The 20,049-nt window shown below is 68.8% G+C and carries 21 protein-coding genes; 9 read left to right on the top strand and 12 right to left on the bottom strand.

Features of this window, described 5'->3' with window-relative positions; translation table 11 throughout:
- Nucleotides 1-53: 53 nt before the first annotated feature.
- From cobS to ACSVDD_RS10135, 5 genes are all read left to right on the top strand, one after another.
- Nucleotides 54-1,058, top strand: a complete 1,005-nt coding sequence (gene cobS, locus ACSVDD_RS10155; protein WP_448189225.1) for a cobaltochelatase subunit CobS — start codon at nucleotides 54-56, stop codon at nucleotides 1,056-1,058.
- Nucleotides 1,059-1,141: 83 nt separating this feature from the next.
- The gene (locus ACSVDD_RS10150) at nucleotides 1,142-1,561 is read left to right on the top strand and encodes a GxxExxY protein (RefSeq protein WP_448189224.1); all 420 of its coding nucleotides are present in this window, start codon (nucleotides 1,142-1,144) and stop codon (nucleotides 1,559-1,561) included.
- A 48-nt stretch (nucleotides 1,562-1,609) separates the two neighbouring features.
- Nucleotides 1,610-3,496, top strand: coding sequence for a cobaltochelatase subunit CobT (gene cobT, locus ACSVDD_RS10145; RefSeq protein WP_448189223.1), 1,887 nt, complete (start codon nucleotides 1,610-1,612; stop codon nucleotides 3,494-3,496).
- A gap of 61 nt (nucleotides 3,497-3,557) precedes the next feature.
- Nucleotides 3,558-4,208: a uracil phosphoribosyltransferase gene (gene upp / locus ACSVDD_RS10140; RefSeq protein ID WP_448189222.1), complete on the top strand. Its 651-nt coding sequence runs from the start codon at nucleotides 3,558-3,560 to the stop codon at nucleotides 4,206-4,208.
- 272 nt (nucleotides 4,209-4,480) lie between these two features.
- A complete protein-coding gene (locus ACSVDD_RS10135; protein ID WP_448189221.1) occupies nucleotides 4,481-5,332 on the top strand; it encodes a pirin family protein in 852 nt (283 codons plus the stop codon).
- 184 nt (nucleotides 5,333-5,516) lie between these two features.
- Here the strand turns inward: ACSVDD_RS10135 and ACSVDD_RS10130 are convergent, their stop codons facing one another.
- Nucleotides 5,517-6,407, bottom strand: coding sequence for a diguanylate cyclase (locus ACSVDD_RS10130; RefSeq protein WP_448189220.1), 891 nt, complete (start codon nucleotides 6,405-6,407; stop codon nucleotides 5,517-5,519).
- A 250-nt stretch (nucleotides 6,408-6,657) separates the two neighbouring features.
- Here ACSVDD_RS10130 and ACSVDD_RS10125 point away from each other — a divergent pair, with 250 nt between their 5' ends.
- A complete protein-coding gene (locus tag ACSVDD_RS10125; RefSeq protein WP_448189219.1) occupies nucleotides 6,658-7,026 on the top strand; it encodes a hypothetical protein in 369 nt (122 codons plus the stop codon).
- A gap of 45 nt (nucleotides 7,027-7,071) precedes the next feature.
- Here the strand turns inward: ACSVDD_RS10125 and ACSVDD_RS10120 are convergent, their stop codons facing one another.
- Together ACSVDD_RS10120 and pyrF are read right to left on the bottom strand one after the other, a co-directional pair.
- Complete coding sequence (locus ACSVDD_RS10120; protein ID WP_448189218.1) at nucleotides 7,072-7,716, bottom strand: phosphoribosylanthranilate isomerase; 645 nt, start codon at nucleotides 7,714-7,716, stop codon at nucleotides 7,072-7,074.
- Nucleotides 7,713-8,429 (bottom strand): orotidine-5'-phosphate decarboxylase, encoded by a 717-nt coding sequence (gene pyrF / locus ACSVDD_RS10115; protein WP_448189217.1) that lies wholly within the window; start codon nucleotides 8,427-8,429, stop codon nucleotides 7,713-7,715. The genes ACSVDD_RS10120 and pyrF overlap by 4 nt, the downstream gene beginning before the upstream one ends.
- A 137-nt stretch (nucleotides 8,430-8,566) precedes the next feature.
- On the opposite strand from pyrF, the gene ACSVDD_RS10110 reads away from it, so the two are divergent.
- Nucleotides 8,567-9,163, top strand: coding sequence for a hypothetical protein (locus tag ACSVDD_RS10110; protein WP_448189216.1), 597 nt, complete (start codon nucleotides 8,567-8,569; stop codon nucleotides 9,161-9,163).
- On the opposite strand, the gene ACSVDD_RS10105 is transcribed toward ACSVDD_RS10110, so the two are convergent.
- From ACSVDD_RS10105 to aroA, 8 genes are all read right to left on the bottom strand, one after another.
- Nucleotides 9,142-9,735 (bottom strand): hypothetical protein, encoded by a 594-nt coding sequence (locus ACSVDD_RS10105; protein WP_448189215.1) that lies wholly within the window; start codon nucleotides 9,733-9,735, stop codon nucleotides 9,142-9,144. The two genes, ACSVDD_RS10110 and ACSVDD_RS10105, sit on opposite strands and share 22 nt — an antisense overlap.
- A 131-nt stretch (nucleotides 9,736-9,866) precedes the next feature.
- Entirely contained in the window at nucleotides 9,867-10,967 is a 1,101-nt protein-coding gene (locus ACSVDD_RS10100; RefSeq protein ID WP_448189214.1) for a CBS domain-containing protein, read from the bottom strand.
- A gap of 258 nt (nucleotides 10,968-11,225) precedes the next feature.
- Nucleotides 11,226-12,182: a bifunctional Delta(1)-pyrroline-2-carboxylate/Delta(1)-piperideine-2-carboxylate reductase gene (lhpI, locus tag ACSVDD_RS10095; protein WP_448189213.1), complete on the bottom strand. Its 957-nt coding sequence runs from the start codon at nucleotides 12,180-12,182 to the stop codon at nucleotides 11,226-11,228.
- Between the two features lie 62 nt (nucleotides 12,183-12,244).
- A complete protein-coding gene (locus ACSVDD_RS10090; protein ID WP_448189212.1) occupies nucleotides 12,245-12,646 on the bottom strand; it encodes a lipopolysaccharide assembly protein LapA domain-containing protein in 402 nt (133 codons plus the stop codon).
- Between the two features lie 20 nt (nucleotides 12,647-12,666).
- Complete coding sequence (gene ihfB, locus ACSVDD_RS10085; RefSeq protein WP_448189211.1) at nucleotides 12,667-12,951, bottom strand: integration host factor subunit beta; 285 nt, start codon at nucleotides 12,949-12,951, stop codon at nucleotides 12,667-12,669.
- 176 nt (nucleotides 12,952-13,127) lie between these two features.
- Nucleotides 13,128-14,834: a 30S ribosomal protein S1 gene (rpsA, locus tag ACSVDD_RS10080; RefSeq protein ID WP_448189210.1), complete on the bottom strand. Its 1,707-nt coding sequence runs from the start codon at nucleotides 14,832-14,834 to the stop codon at nucleotides 13,128-13,130.
- Between the two features lie 175 nt (nucleotides 14,835-15,009).
- Entirely contained in the window at nucleotides 15,010-15,669 is a 660-nt protein-coding gene (gene cmk, locus ACSVDD_RS10075) for a (d)CMP kinase (RefSeq protein ID WP_448189209.1), read from the bottom strand.
- Nucleotides 15,666-17,003, bottom strand: coding sequence for a 3-phosphoshikimate 1-carboxyvinyltransferase (aroA, locus tag ACSVDD_RS10070; protein ID WP_448189208.1), 1,338 nt, complete (start codon nucleotides 17,001-17,003; stop codon nucleotides 15,666-15,668). The genes cmk and aroA overlap by 4 nt, the downstream gene beginning before the upstream one ends.
- 180 nt (nucleotides 17,004-17,183) lie before the next feature.
- Here aroA and ACSVDD_RS10065 point away from each other — a divergent pair, with 180 nt between their 5' ends.
- Both ACSVDD_RS10065 and ACSVDD_RS10060 read left to right on the top strand, forming a co-directional pair.
- Nucleotides 17,184-17,375 carry a hypothetical protein gene (locus ACSVDD_RS10065; RefSeq protein WP_448189207.1) on the top strand — a complete coding sequence of 64 codons (192 nt, stop codon included), beginning with the start codon at nucleotides 17,184-17,186 and terminating at the stop codon, nucleotides 17,373-17,375.
- A 143-nt stretch (nucleotides 17,376-17,518) separates the two neighbouring features.
- Entirely contained in the window at nucleotides 17,519-18,049 is a 531-nt protein-coding gene (locus ACSVDD_RS10060) for a bacteriohemerythrin (protein ID WP_448189206.1), read from the top strand.
- A 127-nt stretch (nucleotides 18,050-18,176) separates the two neighbouring features.
- Here ACSVDD_RS10060 and ggt read toward each other — a convergent pair whose 3' ends face one another.
- Nucleotides 18,177-19,955 carry a gamma-glutamyltransferase gene (gene ggt / locus ACSVDD_RS10055; protein ID WP_448189205.1) on the bottom strand — a complete coding sequence of 593 codons (1,779 nt, stop codon included), beginning with the start codon at nucleotides 19,953-19,955 and terminating at the stop codon, nucleotides 18,177-18,179.
- Nucleotides 19,956-20,049 lie beyond the last annotated feature (94 nt).

Below are 20,049 nucleotides of genomic sequence, written 5' to 3'. Positions count from 1 at the left end.
CGCCGGCCCCGGCCGGGACCCGACCCTCGCTGAAACGACCAAGAAACCTTCTCATGCCGTCTCAAGGAGCCACGCAGGCCACCTCCGCCCTGTTCGACCACGTGCCGGACATCACCGTGTCGGTGCGCCAGACCTTCGGAATCGACAGCGACATGCAGGTGCCGGCGTTCAGCCAGCGCACCGAGCACGTGCCGGACGTCGACGACGCCTACCAGTTCGACCGCGACACCACGCTGGCCATCCTGGCCGGGTTCGCGCACAACCGGCGCGTCATGATCCAGGGCTATCACGGCACCGGCAAGTCCACCCACATCGAGCAGGTGGCCGCCCGCCTCAACTGGCCGTGCATCCGCGTCAATCTGGACAGCCACATCAGCCGCATCGACCTGATGGGCAAGGACGCCATCGTGCTGCGCGACGGCCTCCAGGTCACCGAATACCGCGAGGGCATCCTGCCCTGGGCCTTGCAGCACGCCTGCGCCCTGGTGTTCGACGAGTACGACGCCGGCCGCCCGGACGTGATGTTCGTGATCCAGCGCGTGCTGGAGGTGGAAGGCAAGCTGACGCTGCTCGACCAGAACCGCGTCATCCGCCCGCACCCGGCGTTCCGCCTGTTCTCCACGGCCAACACCGTGGGCCTGGGCGACACGACCGGCCTGTACCACGGCACGCAGCAGATCAACCAGGGCCAGATGGACCGCTGGAACATCGTGGCGACGCTGAACTACCTGCCGCACGACGCCGAGGTGGACATCGTGCTGGCCAAGGTGCCGGGCTACGACGACGCCAAGGGCCGCGAGATGGTCTCCAACATGGTGCGGCTGGCCGACCTGAGCCGGCAGGGATTCGTCAACGGCGACATCTCCACCGTGATGAGCCCGCGCACGGTCATCACCTGGGCGGAGAACGCGACGATTTTCAACGACGTGGCCTTCGCCTTCCGCATCACGTTCCTCAACAAGTGCGACGAGGTGGAGCGCCCGGCCGTGGCCGAGTACTACCAGCGCTGCTTCGGAACCGAACTGCCGGAGACGGGGGTGAGCGTCAATCTGGTATGATGGGGATGCGGCCCCTTGCCGGGCCGCCGCCACGTCGACAACCCGGAACACGGATTACACGGATTTGAACACGGATTTCACGGATGAGGTTCACGCTTGACGGCGAAGTCGAAGCCCTGACCGAGTGCATCATTGGCGCCGGGTACGAGGTGCACAATGGGCTCGGCCATGGTTTCGTCGAAGCCGTCTACAAGAAAGCCTTCATCTGCGAACTCCGGCGGCGCGGCTTGGACGTGGGACACGAGGTTCCCTTCCAGATCGACTACGAGGGCGACAATGTCAGCACCTATTACGCCGATCTGGTGATCGAGCGGCGCGTCATCGTCGAACTGAAAGCGGTCGAGAGCCTGCTGCCAATCCACGGCCGTCAGGTGCTGAACTATCTCCGTGCCAGCGGCCTCCGGCTTGGCCTGCTGTTCAACTTCGGCGGATCGAGCCTGACTTTCCGGCGGGTGCTTCTGGATCGCCAGAAATCCGTGAAATCCGTGTCTCAATCCGTGTAATCCGTGTAATTCTTGCCCGCCGCGCCACGCCGAATCCCGGAAACCGAGATGTCCGAACGCGAATCCCCCGTCGAGATCTTCAAGCGCTCCACCGCCTCCACGGTGCGTGCCCTGGCGGGGCGCGAGGACGTGCAGGTCACCTACTCCGCTGATCCGCCGGGCGTTCTGGGCTCCCGCGTGCGGGTGCCGACACCGGCGCGCGACCTCAACCCGCACGACGTCGCCACGCTGCGCGGCGCCGCCGATGCGGTGGCGCTGCGGCTGCGCTTCCACGACAACGCCATCCACGCCCAGCGCATGCCGCAGGGCGACACCGCCCGCGCCGCCTTCGACGCGCTGGAGCAGGCGCGGTGCGAAGCGCTGGGTGCGCGCGCCATGTCCGGCGTCGCCGCCAACCTGGGCGCCGCGCTGGAGGAGCGCTATCGCAAGCAGGGCTACGACAAGTTCACCACGCGCGAGGACGCGCCGCTGGCAGAGGCGCTGCGCCTGATGGCGCGCGAGCTGATGACCGGCGAGGCGCCGCCGCCCACCGCGCGCGCCGCCGTGGATCTCTGGCGCGGCTGGGTCGAGAGCAAGCTGGGGAACGACTTCCACGGCTTGGCCAAGCTGATCGCCAACCAGGACACCTATGCCCGCGCCGTGCGCAAGCTGCTGGCCGAGCTGGAGATGGACGTCGGCCAGGAGCCGGACACCGACGAGGACGAGGACCAGGACCGCAAGTCCGAGGAAAACGAGAACGAGCCCAACGACGGCCAGACCCGCAGCGAGGACCAGTCGACCACCGAGTCGGAGTCCATGACCTCCCAGCAGATGCAGGAGTCGGACATGGGCGACGGCGCCGACGAGGGCGGCGAGGAAGGCGAAGGCGAGATGGGCGAAGGCGAAGGCGCCGAGGAGCCCGCCGGCCCCGGCCACCCCTGGCGCCCCGAGCACCAGCGCCGCAACGAGATCGACCCCAACGCCTACAAGGCCTTCAGCACCCAGTTCGACGAGGTGGTGGACGCCGCCGACCTCTGCGACCCGGACGAGCTGGCGCGCCTGCGCCTGATGCTCGACCAGCAGCTTCAACACTTGCAGGGCGTCATCTCCAAGCTGGCGAACCGCTTGCAGCGCCGGCTGATGGCAAAGCAGACGCGCTCGTGGGAGTTCGACCTGGATGAGGGCATCCTGGACGCCGCGCGGCTCAGCCGCGTCGTGGTCAACCCGGTGCTGCCGCTGTCCTTCAAGCACGAGAAGGAAACCGACTTCCGCGACACGGTGGTCGGCCTGCTGATCGACAATTCCGGCTCCATGCGCGGGCGGCCGATCTCCATCGCCGCCATGAGCGCCGACATCCTGGCCCGCACGCTGGAGCGCTGCGCGGTGAAGGTCGAGGTGCTGGGCTTCACCACCCGCGCCTGGAAGGGCGGGCAGGCGCGCGAGGCGTGGCTGCAAGCCGGCAAGCCGGCCAATCCCGGCCGCCTCAATGATCTGCGCCACATCGTCTACAAGGCGGCCGACCAGCCCTGGCGGCGGGCGCGCAAGAACCTCGGCCTGATGCTGCGCGAGGGCATCCTCAAGGAGAACATCGACGGCGAGGCGCTGCTGTGGGCGCACAACCGCCTGATCGGCCGGCCCGAACAGCGGCGCATCCTGATGGTGATCTCCGACGGCGCGCCGGTGGACGACTCGACGCTGTCGGTCAACGCCGGCAACTATCTGGAGCGCCACCTGCGCGAGATCATCCAGTACATCGAGAACCGCAGCCCGGTGGAACTGGTGGCGATCGGCATCGGCCACGACGTGACGCGCTATTACCGCCGCGCGGTGACCATCGTCGATGCCGAGCAGCTGGGCGGCACCATGATGAACAAGCTGGCCGAGCTGTTCGACGAGGACGACGGCCGGGGCGCCCCCGGCTGGACGCCGCGGCGGGTGGCGGGCGGCCGAGGCTGACCTTCATCCGCTGACGTTCGCGCCACTTCACGCCGCCCGAAAACCGTTTTAGGATCGCCGGATGAGAACTCATCCCGACTTCCCGAGCCTGTTCATCCTCGACCACCCGCTGATCCAGCACAAGCTGACGCTGATGCGGGAGAAGCAACGCTCGACCGGCGGCTTCCGGCAGCTGCTGCGCGAGATCTCGCTGCTCATGGGCTACGAGATCACCCGCGACCTGCCGATGACCACCGAGCGCATCGAAACGCCGATGGAGCCCATGGACGCTCCCGTCCTGGCCGGCAAGAAGCTCGCTATCGTGCCGGTGCTGCGCGCCGGCCTGGGCATGGCGCAGGGCCTGCACGAGCTGGTGCCCTCGGCGCGCGAGGGGCACATCGGCCTCTACCGCGACCACGACACCAAGATGCCGCACGAGTATTTGGTGAAGCTGCCCGAGCCGGAAGGCCGCATCTTCATCGTGGTCGACCCAATGCTGGCGACCGGCAACTCGGCGGTGCATGCCTGCGACGTGCTGAACCGGCACGGCGTGGCCGACGAGAACATCCGCTTCCTGGCGCTGGTGGCGGCACCGGAGGGCATCCGAATCTTCCACGCCGCGCATCCCAAGGTGAAGGTGTTCACCGCGGCGCTGGACAGCCACCTGAACGAGCACGCCTACATCGTCCCTGGGCTGGGCGACGCGGGCGACCGGATGTTCGGGACGAAGTAAGCCGCACGCTTTGTGGGGACGAACTTGGTCTTCACGGATTACACGGATTTTTTTAATGCTTGCAGTGCCTTGGGTCATCCCGAAGGCCGCTGCTGTGCACGAATAGAAAAATTCGTGTAATCCGCGACCAAATCCGCGAAATCCGTGAAGACGAAGTTCCCCCCACTGTTGCCGCACCAGCAACAGGCTTGTCCGCACACCAGGGCTACCGGGCCGGGACACCACCAATTACATCACCGGGAGGTTCGCACCTCATCACCGGAGATCCGTCCATGAGCACCGCACAGTCCGTCCCCACCGTCCGCCCCGTGCTGGGCAGCATCGAGGGCATAGAGACCTCGGACGGTGCCGGCGTCAGCATGACGCGGCTGATCGGCACGCCGCGGCTGCTCATGCTGGACCCGTTCCTGATGCTGGACTTCTTCGGCTCGGACGATCCGCGGGCCTACATCGCCGGCTTCCCCGAGCACCCGCACCGCGGCTTCGAGACGGTCACCTACATGCTGGCCGGCCGCATGCGGCACGCCGACAACCACGGCCATGAAGGCGTCATCGAGACCGGCGGCGTGCAGTGGATGACCGCCGGGCGCAGCATCCTGCACTCCGAAATGCCCGAGCAAACCGAGGGCCTGATGCGGGGGTTCCAGCTCTGGATCAACCTGCCGCAGGCCAGGAAGATGAGCGAGCCCGGCTATCAGGAGTTCGGCGCCGCCAAGATCCCGGTCGAGGAGCGCGAGGGCGGAGCCGCGGTGAAGGTCATCGCCGGCACCACGGCGCAAGGCACCACCGGACCGATCCGCGCCGAGGCGACCGACGCCCGCTATTTCGACGTGGCGCTGGCGCCGGGCGGCCGCTTCGCCGAGCCGCTGCCGGCCGGACACACCGCGGTCCTGGTGGTTTACGAGGGCGGGCTCACTCTGCCCGAACCGGTGGAGGCGTTGCGCGTCGTCGTGCTCGGCGACGGCGAGCGGGTCGAGGCCGCCGCCGGGCCGCAGGGGGCGCGTGCCCTGCTGATCGCCGGCCGGCCGCTGAACGAGCCGGTCGCCTGGGGCGGCCCCTTCGTGATGAACACCCGCGAGGAAGTCCTCCAGGCGTTCCGCGATTTCGAGGAAGGCCGGTTCTAGATCAGCTTCCCGGTCACCCTGAAGCCCCTCTCCCCCTGCGGGAGAGGGGTTGGGGAGAGGGGGGATTACGCCTGGAAAGGCGGAAGAAGACTCATGTTCGCGCTGCCGCGCGCTATTCCCCCTCTCCCCAACCCCTCCCCCGCGAGGGGGGAGGGGCTTTACGGCGGAACGGAAATTGACCTGATCACCCCGCCCTGGCCGCCGGCATGTCGACGCCGTAGCGGATCACCCGGTTGCGGCCGGCGTTCTTGGCTTGGTAGAGCGCGCGGTCGGACTGGACGACGATGTCGTCGATCGGCGTCTCCAGCGTCGCCTCGACCAGCCCGAAGGACGCCGTCACCGCGACCGTCCGTCCGTCCGGCAGCGGCACCGGCGAGCCCTGGAGGTCGATGCGCAGGCGGTCGATCACCCGGAAGCCCTCGTCCAGCGAGGTCTCCTTCAGGCAGATCAGGAACTCCTCGCCGCCCATGCGGAACGCCTCGTCGAAGCTGCGGATGCCGCGGCTGATGACGGCGGCGGTGGCGGCCAGCACGCGGTCGCCGATGTCGTGGCCGTAGGTGTCGTTGATCCCCTTGAACTTGTCAATGTCGCACAGCGCCAGACAGAAGGGCTGGCCGGTGCGGCGGAAGCGGTTCATCTCCCGCTCCAGCGCCTCCTGCATGCCGCGGCGCGAGCGCAGGCCGGTCAACGGGTCGAGGCCGGAGGCGGCAGCGCCGAAGGCGCGCTCGACCCGGCGCAACTGCGCGACGAAGTCGTCGAAGCGGCCGATCACCGAGTCATAGTCGGTCTCGTTGGGCGGCTCGCCGGTGGCGGCCTTCAGCAGCACCAGCTTGGCGTGGCGGTGCATCTGCTCGTGCAGTTTCGCCAGCTTCTCGACGGCGGGCTGGTGGGCGAGGTCGTCCTTGCTGGCCGCCACGCACCACGCGGCGAAGGTCGCCGGCGCCGACACGCGGTCGGCCCCCTGCCCCTGGTGGAAGAACGCGGCGCGGTGCCACTGGCCGATCCAGCGCAAATGCTCGTCCAGCACGGCGCCGAGGCCGGCGGTGGGGGACAGCGTCTCGTTCGGTTCGGTCATGAGCCTCCCAGCGGGCATCGGCGGGCGTTGGGTTGCCCGCATACTATACGCAACCACCTCCACTGGCTATGCGACCAAGCTGGGATCAAGCGTGCGCGTCCCGCGATGTGGAACAACCAGCCGGCGTATGCAACTGCGCCAGAGCGTCGCAGCTGGGACAAAGACACCGCCGGATATATTGCATTTGACACGGGTTTGTTGCCTCCCCACCATGGCGCTATAACCATTGCGCCTATGGGATGGCACCTCCATGAAAATCCAAGTCCTGAAAGCCGCCGCGGTCGCCGCGACCTGTTTCCTCCTGCAGTCGCCGGCCTTCGCCGGCCAGCAGGACTTCGAGGTCGTCAACAAGACCGGCTACCCGATCAAGCATCTCTATGTTTCCGAAGGCCACAGCGAATCCTGGGCTGAGGATGTTCTGGGCCGCGATGTGCTGAACGACGCCGAGTCCTTCGAGCTGGCGTTCGCCAAGGGCGAGAAGACCTGCAAGTGGGACATGAAGGTGGTCTACGACGACGGTGAAGCCGCCGTCTGGCACGATCTGAACCTGTGCCAGATCTCCAAGCTGACGCTGAAGTGGAACAAGAGCACCGGCGTGACGACCGCCATCGCCGACTAAAGCCGTTTGCCCCTCCTTCCTTCGGGAAGGAGGGGCGTCCTCTGCCTACAGACCCGCCACCGTCTTCAGGAAGGTGCGGATCAGCGCCGCGTCCTTGTGGCCGGGCCGGTCCTCGACACCCGAGGAGACGTCCACCGCCGCAGCGCCGGTGGTGTGCACCGCGTCGGCGACGTTTCCGTCGTTGAGGCCGCCCGACAGCATCCAGGGCTTCGGCCAGCTCCGCCCGGTCAGCAACGTCCAATCGAAGGCGATGCCGTTGCCGCCCGGCAGCGCCGCGACCTTGGCCGGCGGCTTGGCGTCGAACAGCAGGCGATCGCAAACCTGCGCGTATTCCCCGGCACGCTCCAGATCCTCCGGCCCGCCGACCTTGATCGCTTTCATCACCGGAACGCTAAACGCCGCCTTCACCGCGGCGACGCGTTGCGGCGTCTCCTTGCCGTGCAGTTGCAGCATGTCGAAGGGCACCTGACTGACGACGTGCTCCAGGAAATCGTCGTCCGCGTCGACGAACAGCCCCACCGTGCGCACCGCCGTCGGCACCATGCGCGCCAGCTCCGCCGCCATGGACGGCGCCACGTAGCGCGGCGAGGCCGGGTAGAAGACCAGGCCGATCCAGCGCGCGCCCCCCTCGACGGCGACGCGCAGCGTTTCCGGCTCGCTGATGCCGCAGATCTTGACCTGGACGGTCATGCGCCGCCTCCATCCACTTCAGCAACGATGCGCCGCGCCGCGGCGGCGGGGTCGGCGTCGCCGGTGATCGGCCGGCCGATAACGAGGTGATCGGCACCGGCCGCCAACGCCTGGGCCGGGGTCATCACGCGCTTCTGGTCGCCCAGCGCCGCCCAGGCCGGGCGGATGCCCGGCACCATCAGCACGAAGTCCGGCCCGCAAGCCTGACGCAGCGCCTTGACCTCGTTGGGCGAGCAGATAACGCCGTCCAGCCCGGACTGCTTGGCGACGGTGGCGAGGCGGACGACCTGCTCGGCCACCGGGGTGCGCTGGCCGACCGAATCCAGATCGCCGTCGTCCATGCTGGTCAGCACGGTGACGCCGAGGATCTTCGGGCGCCCGGCGCCGGCCTGGGATGCGGCGTCCACCGCGGCGCGCATCATGGCGGGGCCACCGGAGGCATGGATGGTCATGAAGGCCGGCTTGAGATCCAGCGCGGCGCGCACGCCGCCGGCCACCGTGTTGGGGATGTCGTGCAGCTTGAGATCGAGGAACAGCGGCGGCCCGTCCTCGCCGATCACCGCGCGCACGCCGGCCGGCCCGTGCGCCACGAAGAACTCCAGGCCGAGCTTGACGCCGCCGACCAGCCCGGCCAGTTGCCGGCACAGGTCGCGGGCAGCGCCCATCTCGGTCGTGTCCAGAGCGCAGAAGATGCGGTCGGCTGCGGAAGTCATGCGGTTCCCTCGTATGCCCGGTTCGGTGGTCGTGCCAACCCTAGCACGGCCCGCTCCGGCACTTGAACCCCCGCGCCGCTTCCTCTACGAGAACGCGCGACCCAAGAGTTCAGCGCACGGGCGGGACGGAGCAACAGATGGCCGACGGTTTCGGAACCAGCGACGGCGCCGCGGCGCGGCTGGCCGCCCTGCTCGCCCCGTGGTGGCGGACTTTGGGCGGCGAGGCGCCGGCCTGCACCCTGCTGCCCGCCTCCGCCCTGCCCGCGGACGTGCGCCCGCTGCTCGACCACCGTGGCAGCATGACGCTGATGCTGGAGGCGCACTGGGGCGGGCCGCTCGCCGTGTGCCGGCTGGCCGACGCGGAGGATGCCGGCACGCTGACCCGCGCCAGCGTGTTGCGCACCGCGGACGGCGGCCTGCCGGTGGAACTGGCGGTGATCCGCATCGCCCTGCCCGCCCTGCCCGCCGACCTGCACGAGGCGTTGCGCGCCGCGGCGGTGCCGTTCGGCCGGCTGCTGGCCGACCGCGGCGTCGCCTTCGCCGCCGAGCCGCTGGCCTTCTTCCGCCTGGACGCCGACGCGGTCGCCGCCACGCATGGTGCGGTCGAGACGGGCACGCCGCTGCACGGCCGCCTCAACCGCATCGCCACGCCCGACGGCGTCGAGCTGTGCGAGGTGGTGGAGATCGTGCTGCGCTCGCAGCGGGGCGTCCCTCAGCGCGGTGTCCAGGTGTAGGTCCGCACGCGGACCATGCGGCCGGTCGCCACCGGTTCCTCGTTGACGTCGCGCAGCGACGACGCCGCAGCACCCAACCCGGTGCCGTAACGGCTGCGCTCCTCACCGATCTGCGTCTCGTCGAAATCGCCGGCATCGGCGTCGTAGCCGGTCCAGCCCGCCGCGCGGTAATGGCCGGCGCGCTCGTCCATGTCCACGGGCTCGTGGCGCTCCAGCTGGTCCTGCAAGTCCTGGCAACGCGCCTCGTCCACCTTGCCGACCAGCAGCACGCCGCCGCGGCGCACCGCCTCGGACATCACCTCGGCCTCCTCGCGCGGGATGCCGGCGTCGGTCAGCGCGTCGATGCGGGTGGCGGCGGCGTCGTAGATCACCGCGGGCGCCGTGGTCCCCTTCGGACCCAGGTCGTTCAGCCCGGCCAGCCCGGCCTCGGTCTTGGTCGTGGCGTTGCCGTACATGGCGAAGGCGTCGGCGATGCCGCTCTGCTCCAGGTCGGCAAGCGCCCGGCTGGCCTGCGTCAGGTCCGGGTACAAGGCAACGACGGTCCGGTGGTGGTGCTCGCGGGCGTACTCCATGGCGACCCTCCTGTTTTTTCCCTCGGCGACGCTCGCCGGGACACAGGGGGAAACAGCCGGCTTGGACGCGGCGTTCCGGCCGGGAGGGGGCCGCGCCGGCTGAGCACACGCCGGCGCGGATGCACCGCGGACTACTTCCGCCGCGGCCGGTTGGCGTGTTGCGCGTGCTGGCCGGTGTGGCGGGCCACGCCCGCCAGGGCCTCGCCGGCCATCTCCGACGACTCGCGCTCGGCCAGATCGCCGATGGAGACGATGCCAACCAGATTCTGGTGCCGGTCCATCACGGGCAGGCGGCGCAGTTGCTGGTCGGCCATGATCTCGGCGATGTGCTGGACGTCCTCGTCGTCCAGGCAGTACTGCACCTCCTGGCTCATCACGTCGCGGACCCGCGTCTTCGCCGGGTCCTTGGCGGTGCTGGCGAGGCGAATGGCGATGTCGCGGTCGGTGACCATGCCGAGCACGCGCCCGTCCTCCGCCACCGGCAACGCACCGGTGTCCTCGGAGCCCATGAGCTGGGCGGCGCGCTGCACCGTGTCGTCCGGCCGCACGGTGCGCACCTCGCGGCTCATCACGTCGGCGATCCTCTTGCCCTGCTGCAGGTGCGGCTGGCGGCGGCGCTGCCGCCGCTCCTCCTCGGCGCGCGCCTGCTGCTCGAGCGGGCGCACCGCCTCGTTGGCCAGTTCCTGCGCGGCGCGGACCAGCTCGGCGCTGCCCTGCACCATGGTTTGCAGGTACTCGCGGATGAAACGCTGCTGGCGCGAGGCGAGCTCGCCGAAGCTGTTGTGCTGGACCATTTCCTGCATGGCGCGGACGTTGGTCTGCACCACGCGCTGGAGCAGGTTGGAGGTGGCCTCCTGCATGCCGCGAAGCCCCTCGTTGGTGAAGTTCGAGAAGGTCACCATCATGTGGGCGCTCTCGGCCGCGTCGCGGGCGGCATCGGCCATCATCTCGCCCATGCGGGTGAACTGGTCGGCGCTCGCTTCGGCGAGGGTCTGCGCGCTCTGGCCGACGTCTTCGATCCCGCGGCGGACCGCCTGCCCGCTGGCATCGATGCCGCGCTGCGTGGCGCGGGCGGTCTCCTGCATGCTGCGGCCGATGGTCTGCCCGCTTTCGCGCAACGCGTCGGCCTCGGCCTCCGCCCCGGTCCGCGCCGCATTGCCCATGCGCTCCGCGGCGGCTTCCATTTGGTCGAGTTCGGCTTGCTGTCCCTGATCGGATTTTTGCTGTGCCATCTCATGCCCCTCCGGGTTTTCCTTGTCCCATCGCAACGATGGAAGCGAATGAAACAAGACCGGGAAGCCGAAGTCACCTTGCACATCGGGCGTATGCGGACATCAATAAGTCGCTGCACTGCGGTACATAAACCAACGTTAAGTCAGCGCGTAATATCAAATGGGGGACTTGGCTCTTTATTGAGAATGGAAACCGACCAAGATGCGCCGGCCTCTTCTGCAATTTCGCTTACGCTGCGTTGCAGAGAAAAGATTCGCCTACCGCAGGGTGTCGTTGTGCAACACCATCTCGACCGCCAACTGGGCGGCGGCAAGATCCTCCAGGGCGGTGCCGACCGACTTGAACAGCGTGATCTGGTCGTAAAAGCGCCGCCCGGCGCGCTCGCCGCGGGTCAAATCGTAGAGGTCACCGGCAATGTCGTCCGGCGTAAGGATGCCCGCGGCCAGCGGCTGCACGATGTCGCCCGCCTCCTTGCAGGCGCCCTCGCGGGTGTCGACGAAGACGCGACTGCGGCGGATGCAGTCGTCGTCGGCCTCGCGCATCTCCGGCGTGAAGCCGCCGATGAGGTCGAGGTGCTGGCCCTCCTGGAGCCACTCGCCCTTGATCAGCGGTTCCCTGGCCAGCGTGGCGCAGGAAACGATGTGCGCGCCCTTCACCGCGCCTTCCAAATCGTCGGTGGCCTGGATGCGGAACTTGGGGCGGTGGAAGCGGTTCACCACCTTCTGCGCCTTCTCGGCGTTGCGGCCCCAGACCAGCACGTGCTTGATCGGCAGCACGGCGGCGTAGGCCTCGATCAGTTCGGGCGCCAGCGCACCGGTGCCAACCACCAGCAGCCGCTCGGCGTCCGGCCGCGCCAGATAGGTGGCGGCCAGCGCCGAGGCGGCGGCGGTGCGCCGCTTGGTCAGCGCCGGGCCGTCGATGAGCGCCTGCGGCACACCGGTCTTGCCGTCCAGCAGCAGGTACGAGCCCTGCACCGCCGGCAGATCCTTGGCGCCGTTGTCGGGAAAGACGGTGACGATCTTGATGCCGATGGTGTGCCCGACCTGCCACGCCGGCATCAGCAGCAGCGTGGCGTCGGTCTCGCCGTAGGTGTTGATGGTGTGGTGGTGGCGCATCGGCACTTCGACGCCGGCACGGAACGTCTGCCGCAGCCGCTCGATCAGCATGCGGTGGTGCAGGACCGTCTTCAGTTCGGCGCCGCCGATGGTGCGCATGGGTGCCCCCGATTGTCAGCCAGCCGGAGTCGCCGACGCGGCGCCCCTGCCAGCAGAACGAATCAATGCACCGTTGGTGCCTGCGGCACGGCGTCGGGCGCCGGAAGCGCTGCGCGCGGCTGGCCGGAGACGGGCTGGCCGGAGATTGGGCGCGACAGCTCGGCGACGCGCTTCTCGGCGGCGGCGGCGCGGGTCTGCGTCTCCTGCAACTCGCGCTCCAGATAGAACACGCGGTCCTCGGCGCGGCGTGCGCGGGCGCGGTTGCGGTGCTGGTTGGCCCAAGCGATGAAGCCGCCGGCCACGAAGCCGACCACCAGCGCCAGCAGCGTCGCCAGATAGATCGGCGCTTGCAGCGTGAACGGCGTCGGCCACAGCGCGAAGGTGACGGGATCGCGGTTGGAGATGGCGAACAGGACCGCGAACAGGGCGATCGGCAGGGTGATGATCCAGCTGATGAAACGCACGGGCAGGTTCCTTACAGAGTTCACTCGTCGGTGTTCAGCCGGTCGCGCAGCTGCTTGCCGGTCTTGAAGAAGGGAACGTATTTCTCGCCCACCGCCACGGCCTCGCCGGTGCGGGGGTTGCGGCCCTGGCGGGCGTCGCGGCGCTTGACCGAGAAGGCACCGAAGCCGCGCAGCTCGACCCGGTCGCCACGCGCCAGCGCGTCGCCGACCTCGTCGAAGATGGTGCCGACGATCTTCTCGATGTCACGTTGATAAAGGTGCGGGTTGCGCTCCGCAAGGCGCAGGATCAGCTCGGACTTGGTCATGGCGCCCTGTTTCCCCCTGGATGGTCGCGCGGGTTGACCCGCAGCCTTGCGCCCAAGCGTGCCAAGGGACGCGGGCGGCGTCAAGGTAAGCTGTTCTGGGGGAAGCGTTTTTGCCCACGAAAAAGGCCGCCGCGGTTGCCCGCGGCGGCCCGATCCGTACCCCTGAGGGACGAGGATTACTCGTCGCTCTGCTGCTTGCGCTTCAGAGCCGCGCCCAGGATGTCGCCCAGCGAGGCGCCCGAGTCGGACGAACCGTACTCGGCCATCGCCTGCTTCTCTTCTTCCATCTCGCGGGCCTTGATCGACAGCGAGATGCGGCGCGAGCTGCGCTCGATCTGCGTGATCTTGGCATCGACCTTCTCGCCGACCGCGAAGCGCTCGGGGCGCTGCTCGCCGCGCTCCCGCGCCAGATCCGACTTGCGGATGAAGCCGGTGAAGCCTTCGCCCACCGAAACCTCGATGCCGCCGTCCGTCACCTGCGTCACGGTGCAGGTCACGACCTCGCCCTTCTTCAGGCCGGCCGTGGCCGACTCGAACGGGTCCGAGCCCAGCTGCTTGATGCCGAGGGAGATGCGCTCCTTCTCGACGTCCACATCCAGGACCTTGACCTTGACGCGGTCGCCCTTCTTGAACTCGGCGATGGCTTCCTCACCCGACTTGTTCCAGTCGAGGTCGGACATGTGCACCATGCCGTCGATGTCGCCCGGCAGGCCGACGAACAGACCGAATTCGGTGATGTTCTTGACCTCGCCCTCGATCTCGGTGCCCGGACCGAACTTCTCGACGAAGGTCTCCCACGGGTTGTCCAGGCACTGCTTGAGGCCCAGCGAGATGCGGCGCTTCTGCGGATCCACGTCGAGCACCATGACCTCGACCTCCTGGGAGGTGGAGACGATCTTGCCCGGGTGGACGTTCTTCTTGGTCCAGGACATCTCGGACACGTGAACCAGGCCTTCGATGCCCGGCTCCAGCTCCACGAAGGCGCCGTAGTCCGTGATGTTGGTGACGCGGCCCTTGAAGCGCGCGTTGACCGGGTACTTGGCCTCGACGCCTTCCCACGGATCGGCTTCCAGCTGCTTCATGCCGAGGCTGATGCGCTGGGTCTCCGGGTTGAAGCGGATGACCTGGACCGTGACGGTCTGGCCGATCTGCAGGGCCTCGGACGGGTGGTTGATGCGGCGCCACGCGATGTCGGTGACGTGCAGCAGGCCGTCGACGCCACCCAGATCCACGAACGCGCCGTAGTCGGTGATGTTCTTGACGACACCCTGGAGGACCTGACCCTCCTTGAGGTTGGCGACCAGCTCCGAACGGGCCTCGGCGCGGCTCTCTTCGAGCACGGCGCGGCGCGACACGACGATGTTGCCGCGCGAGCGGTCCATCTTGAGGATCTGGAACGGCTGCGGCGTGCCGAGCAGCGGGCTGATGTCGCGGACCGGACGGATGTCCACCTGCGAGCCCGGCAGGAACGCCACGGCGCCGTTCAGGTCGACCGTGAAGCCGCCCTTGACGCGGCCGAAGATCACGCCGGTGACGCGCTGCTGGTCGTTGAACGCCTTCTCGAGCTGGGTCCACGCCTCTTCGCGCTTCGCCTTCTCGCGGGACAGGACGGCTTCGCCGTTCTTGTCTTCCATGCGCTCCAGGTAGACCTCGACGGTGTCACCCGCCTTCAGCTCGGGCGCCTGCCCGGCGACGGCGAATTCCTTGAGCGCAACACGCCCTTCCGACTTCAGGCCGACGTCGATCGTCACCATGTCGTTCTCGACCGCGATGACGCGACCCTTGACGACGGTACCCTCCAGAGACTCAGAGGTGCCCAGCGACTCTTCCAAGAGTGCCGCGAAGCTTTCCTTTTCGCCGGTGCGGGCCATTGCTTGTGCCATTGAAACTCCTAAGGTTGCGCAGGGAGCGGCCCCGTCTGCCCCACCCCACGGCAAAATGGGTGCGGGATCGAACGGTCCGCCGCGCCGGGCCTCACGCCCGGCGACTTGGGTTGATGTTTTTCCTGGAAGCCGTGAAGCCCGCCCGCGCGCCTTAGCGCCTGAGGCCGAGACCGGTCTAGCCGCCGATACCAGTCTTGCTGCTGATATGGGCGAGCGCCGCGTCGAACGCCTGGTCGGCGGTCAGCGCGGACGTATCAAGCACAAAAGCGTCGCCAGCCGGTTTAAGCGGGGCCACCGCTCTCTGGCTGTCGCGCGCGTCACGAGCCTTCATGTCCTCCAGGACGTCGGAGGATATAGCCGGAATCCCTCTTTCCCGCAACTCCTTGAGTCGCCGCTCGGCCCGCACCTCTACCGAAGCGGTAACGAACAGCTTCACCGTAGCCTCAGGGCATACGACCGTGCCGATGTCGCGCCCGTCGAGCACCGCACCGGCAACGCCGCCCGGCGGGGAGTGGGCGAAGCTGCGCTGGAAGTCCAGCAGCGCCGCGCGCACCTCGGGCACCACCGCGACCTTGGAGGCCGCTTCGGCGGCATCGTCGGAGCGCAGTTCGGGGTCGCTCAGGATGCCGTCCTCGGGGCGCAGGGCGCGGGCGGTCTGCGCGGCGAACCCGGCGTCCGCCGGGTCCTTGCCGGCGCGCAGCACGGCGACGCCGACCGCGCGGTACAGCGATCCGGTATCGAGAAACGCGAAGTTCAGCGCAGCGGCCACGCGCTTGGCGAGCGTGCCCTTGCCGCTTGCTGCGGGGCCGTCGATGGCGATGATGACGCTGGTCACGCGGCCACCTCTTCGATCTTGGCGCCCAACCCATTCATCAGGCTGGCGAACCCCGGAAAGCTCGTCTCGATGAAGGTGCCGTCGTCCACCTGCACCGGCTGGGCGCACGCGGTGCCCAGCACCAGGAAACTCATGGCGATGCGGTGGTCCATGGCGGTCGCCACCGTGGCGCCGCCCTGCGGCTTGGCCGACCCGTGCACGGTCAGGCTGTCGTCGGCGCCGACCTCGACCCTCACGCCGCAGCGGGTCAGACCCTCGGCGACCATGGCGAGGCGGTCGCTTTCCTTCACGCGCAGTTCCTTGAGGCCGAGCATGACGGTGGTCCCCTCGGCGCACGCCGCGGCGGCGGCCAGCACCGGGTACTCGTCGATCATCGACGGCGCGCGGTCGGCCGGCACCACGACGCCCTTCAGCGCGCTGCCCCTGACACGCAGGTCGGCGACCGGCTCGCCGGCCTGATCGCGGCGGTTCTCGAAGCCGATGTCGCCGCCCATCTCCAGCAGCGTGTCGTAGAGGCCGGTGCGCCGCGGGTTCATGCCGACGTCGCGCAGCAGCACCTCCGACCCGGCGCGCAGCAGCGCCGCCACCGCCGGGAACGCCGCGGAGCTGGGGTCGGCGGGGACGAAGATCTCGCGCCCGGTCAGCTCCGGCTGGCCGATGATGGAGACCGCCAGCGCGCCGTCCTCGGTGCGTTCGGTGGTGACGGTGGCGCCGAAGTGGCGCAGCATCAGTTCGGAATGGTCGCGGGTCGGCTCGGCCTCGATGACCGTGGTGGTCCCGGCGGTGTTGAGCCCGGCCAGCAGCACCGCCGACTTCACCTGCGCCGAAGGCACCGGCAGGCGGTAGGTGATCGGCACCAGATCGGCGCTGCCGATGACGGCCAGCGGCAGCCGGCCGCCGGCCCGGCTGACGAAGCTGGCGCCCATCTGCTCCAGCGGCGTGATGACGCGCGCCATCGGGCGCTTGTTCAGCGAGGCGTCGCCGGTGAAGAAGCTGGTGATCGGGTGCCCGGCCACGAGGCCCACCAGCAGCCGCGCCGCGGTGCCGCTGTTGCCCATGTCGAGCACCTGCGCGGATTCCCGCAAGCCCCCGACACCGACGCCGCGCACCCGCCAGACGCCGTCCGCATCGCGCTCGGCCTGCGCGCCCAGCGCCCGCATGGCTGCCGCGGTGTGCAGCACGTCCTCGCCCTCCAGCAGGCCGCGCACGACGGTCTCACCGATGGCGAGCGCGCCGAACATCAGCGCGCGGTGCGAGATCGACTTGTCGCCGGGCACGCGCACGGTGCCCGTCAGGGCGCCGGCAGAGGACGAACGCAGCGGCTTCGCCTGCATGGGTCTGGGTCCTTGGGTCATGTCATATTTCGGCGCGTTCCTAGCACAGCCGGTCGGGTGATGCGAGGCCCGGCGGAGTGCCCCCGCGGCGCATCGCCATAACCACGATTCCCATCCGGTCTCTTGCATCGCCAAGTGCTAAAGTACGCACACCAGCGAAACCATGCGAAAGGGGCAGCCATGCGGACGCAGCGCTTCTCCTCCCGCACCGAGGCGGAGCGATACCTGGCCGACAACGGGTTCGAATTCCAGGGGGCGCCCAGCCGGTGGCGCAAGATCGTCGACGGGCGTTCCTGCTACGCCGACGTGGTGGTGCGGGGCGGTGCGGCCGTGGTGGTCTACACCGTGTCGACCGCAGCGCTCCCGCCCTGACACAGCCGCCGGTCGCCCACACCGGCCGCGCGCACCGGGGCAGAGTGTCGCGCCCGACAGGCACAACACCAGCGGTCGTATCACCGAACACTAATTTCCGATAAAATCCTGCCCAATTACATCCGCCGGTTCGGGGGGGAGCCATGCCGCGGGTCGAATGGAGCGAGTTCCTGTCCGTCGGTCACACCAAAATCGACGAGGATCACAAGCGCCTGTTCGAGATCCTCAACCGTCTCGCCAAGGGCGAGGAGCGGCGCAAACGCGCCGTGGTGTCCGAGGCCATCGAACAGATGATCCGCTACGCCGGCGAGCACTTCGCTCGCGAGGAGGAGCTGATGGCGGCGATCCGCTACCCGCTGCGGGCCGAGCACACCCAGCACCATCGCGAGCTGGCGGCCAAGGTGCTGGGCTGGCGGGAGAAGATCGCCGACCGCTGGCACCCCTGGCACGGCGGGACATTCTTCGTGGTGCTGGCGCACTGGCTGGTGTCGCACATCCTGGACGACGACCGCATGGTCGCCGACTTTTGCCGCACCGGGACGATCATGCGCCGGGTCAAGACGGCGATGCCCAGACTCCTCTCCCTTGCGGAGCAGGAGGAGGTTCGGAGGGGGCAAGGCCGTCCCGAGACGCCCTGCCCCGCCCCTTCCGCCGCAAGCGGCGGACAGGCCTGATACGGCCGGCGCATGGATGCTTCCATGATCGGCCGGCCGTATCACCCTCCCGCACATTGCTGCGCAATGTACTGCCGGGTTTGAACCAAAGGCGCTTGATGGAAGACATCAAGCGCCTTTGGTGTGATCAGTCGCCGATCGCCACACCCTCGCGACGGCTGTCCGCGCCGCCGGCCAGCCCGTTCGGCGTGACGAGAATCGCCTGGGTGCCGGAGGTCATCTCCATGACCTTCACCGTGTGCCCCTTGGCCTCCAGCGCCGAGACCCAGGTTTCCGCTTCGGTGCCCTTCTCCAGCTCGGTCGGGCCGTTGCGGCTGCCGAAATTGGCCAGATCCACCGCCTGCTGCGGGTCCATCCCCCAGTCCAGCATCCCCACCAGCGTCTTGGCGACGTAGTTGATGATGGCGCTGCCGCCGGGCGAGCCGACCACGGCGTAGAGCTGGCCGCCCTTGAACACGATGGTCGGCGCCATGGAGCTGCGCGGGCGCTTGCCGGGCTCGACGCGGTTGGCGACGGGTTGCCCATTCTCGACCGGGTTCAGCGCGAAGTCGGTCAGCTCGTTGTTCAGCAGGAAGCCGCGCGTCATCAGGCGGGCGCCGAACTGGTCCTCGATGGTGGTGGTCATCGAGACGGCGTTGCCCTCCGAGTCGATGATGGCGATGTGGCTGGTGCCGTTCTCGACGCCCTCCGACGCGCCCATCCGGGCGCCCTGCTGGAACGGCGGGTCGCCGGGGGTGGCCTTGCCCATGGACTTGGCGGGGTCGATCAGCTTGGCGCGGCTCCGGATGTAGCCGGGGTCGATCAGGCCCTTGACCGGCACCTTCACGAAATCCGGGTCGCCCAGGTACTGCCCGCGGTCGGCGAAGGCCAGCCGCCCGGCCTCGGCGAATCGGTGCACGGCGTCCACGGGGGCGGCCTTCAGCGCCGCCATGTCGACCGGCTCCAGGGCGCCGAGGATCTGCTGCACCGCCACCGCGCCGGAGCTGGGCGGCCCCATGCCGCACACGGTGTAGACGCGGTAGGTGCCGCACACCGCCGGGCGCTCCTTGACCTGATACGCCTTGAGGTCGGCCTCGGTCATGTCGCCGGGGTTGGCGGCGTGCCCGGTCACCGTCCGGACGATCTCGGCGGCCACCGGCCCCTCGTAGAAGGCGCTCGCCCCCTTCTCGGCGATAGCCTGGAGCGTGACGGCGTACTCCGGGTTCCTCAGCAGGAAGCCGACCGGCTTCGGCGTGCCGTCGGCCTGGTAGAAGTAGGCGGCCGCCTTCGGGTCGTTCTTCGCCAGATACTTCTCCTGTCCGAGCAGGCCGTTGAGGCGCGGGCTGACCGTAAAGCCCTCGGAGGCGAGCCGCACCGCGCGCTCGAACAGGCGCGGCCAGGGCAGCTTGCCGTGCGCCTTGTGCACGGTTTCCAGCAGCCTGACGGTGCCGGGCACGCCCACCGACTTGCCGCCGACCACCGCGTCGTAGAACGCCATGGGCTTGCCATCGGCCCCCATGAAGCGCTCGGGCTTGGCGGCGGCCGGCGCCGTCTCGCGGGCGTCGTAGGTGGTGAGCGCCTTCGCCTTGCCGTCGTAGAACACCAGGAAGGCGCCGCCGCCGAGTCCCGAGCTTTGCGGCTCGACCAGCCCCAGAACCAGTTGGGTGGCGATGGCGGCATCGACCGCGTTGCCGCCGGCGCGCAGGATCTCGCGGCCGGCATCGGCGGCCAGCGGGTTGGCGGCGGCGGCCATGTATTTGGCGGCGGTGCCCAACGCGTGCGTGGTGCGGCCGGTGGCGCCTTCCGGCGCCTGGGTGCCGGCGGGCGCCGGGGCGGTGGTGGTTTGGGCGGCGGCCGACAGCGGCAGCAACGCCACGAGGCCGGCGCCGAACAGGCGTATCCAGCCATGAGCGAATTGGGGCTTCACGAACCCTCCCATTCCCATCATATGTTGGCCGGCCTTATGGTGGCCGGGGCGGTGTCTCTGTCCGCCGTTTGTGCATCGAGCTTACGCGCGCGGC

This window comes from Azospirillum terrae, assembly GCF_053470425.1.
The sequence above is the reverse complement of the archived record's forward strand: the minus strand, read 5'-3'. Positions and strand labels throughout refer to the sequence as shown.

What these genes read in the sequence shown, in the direction of transcription:
- ACSVDD_RS10060 (WP_448189206.1), top strand. Translation starts at nt 17,519, where the DNA reads ATGCCGCGGGTCGAATGGAGCGAGTTCCTGTCCGTCGGTCACACCAAA.
- ACSVDD_RS10135 (WP_448189221.1), top strand. Translation starts at nt 4,481, where the DNA reads ATGAGCACCGCACAGTCCGTCCCCACCGTCCGCCCCGTGCTGGGCAGC.
- ACSVDD_RS10130 (WP_448189220.1), bottom strand. Translation starts at nt 6,407, where the DNA reads ATGACCGAACCGAACGAGACGCTGTCCCCCACCGCCGGCCTCGGCGCC.
- aroA (WP_448189208.1), bottom strand. Translation starts at nt 17,003, where the DNA reads ATGCAGGCGAAGCCGCTGCGTTCGTCCTCTGCCGGCGCCCTGACGGGC.
- ACSVDD_RS10125 (WP_448189219.1), top strand. Translation starts at nt 6,658, where the DNA reads ATGAAAATCCAAGTCCTGAAAGCCGCCGCGGTCGCCGCGACCTGTTTC.
- ACSVDD_RS10100 (WP_448189214.1), bottom strand. Translation starts at nt 10,967, where the DNA reads ATGGCACAGCAAAAATCCGATCAGGGACAGCAAGCCGAACTCGACCAA.
- lhpI (WP_448189213.1), bottom strand. Translation starts at nt 12,182, where the DNA reads ATGCGCACCATCGGCGGCGCCGAACTGAAGACGGTCCTGCACCACCGC.
- rpsA (WP_448189210.1), bottom strand. Translation starts at nt 14,834, where the DNA reads ATGGCACAAGCAATGGCCCGCACCGGCGAAAAGGAAAGCTTCGCGGCA.
- ACSVDD_RS10105 (WP_448189215.1), bottom strand. Translation starts at nt 9,735, where the DNA reads ATGGAGTACGCCCGCGAGCACCACCACCGGACCGTCGTTGCCTTGTAC.
- cobS (WP_448189225.1), top strand. Translation starts at nt 54, where the DNA reads ATGCCGTCTCAAGGAGCCACGCAGGCCACCTCCGCCCTGTTCGACCAC.
- cobT (WP_448189223.1), top strand. Translation starts at nt 1,610, where the DNA reads ATGTCCGAACGCGAATCCCCCGTCGAGATCTTCAAGCGCTCCACCGCC.
- upp (WP_448189222.1), top strand. Translation starts at nt 3,558, where the DNA reads ATGAGAACTCATCCCGACTTCCCGAGCCTGTTCATCCTCGACCACCCG.
- ACSVDD_RS10110 (WP_448189216.1), top strand. Translation starts at nt 8,567, where the DNA reads ATGGCCGACGGTTTCGGAACCAGCGACGGCGCCGCGGCGCGGCTGGCC.
- ACSVDD_RS10065 (WP_448189207.1), top strand. Translation starts at nt 17,184, where the DNA reads ATGCGGACGCAGCGCTTCTCCTCCCGCACCGAGGCGGAGCGATACCTG.
- ihfB (WP_448189211.1), bottom strand. Translation starts at nt 12,951, where the DNA reads ATGACCAAGTCCGAGCTGATCCTGCGCCTTGCGGAGCGCAACCCGCAC.
- ACSVDD_RS10150 (WP_448189224.1), top strand. Translation starts at nt 1,142, where the DNA reads ATGAGGTTCACGCTTGACGGCGAAGTCGAAGCCCTGACCGAGTGCATC.
- ACSVDD_RS10120 (WP_448189218.1), bottom strand. Translation starts at nt 7,716, where the DNA reads ATGACCGTCCAGGTCAAGATCTGCGGCATCAGCGAGCCGGAAACGCTG.
- pyrF (WP_448189217.1), bottom strand. Translation starts at nt 8,429, where the DNA reads ATGACTTCCGCAGCCGACCGCATCTTCTGCGCTCTGGACACGACCGAG.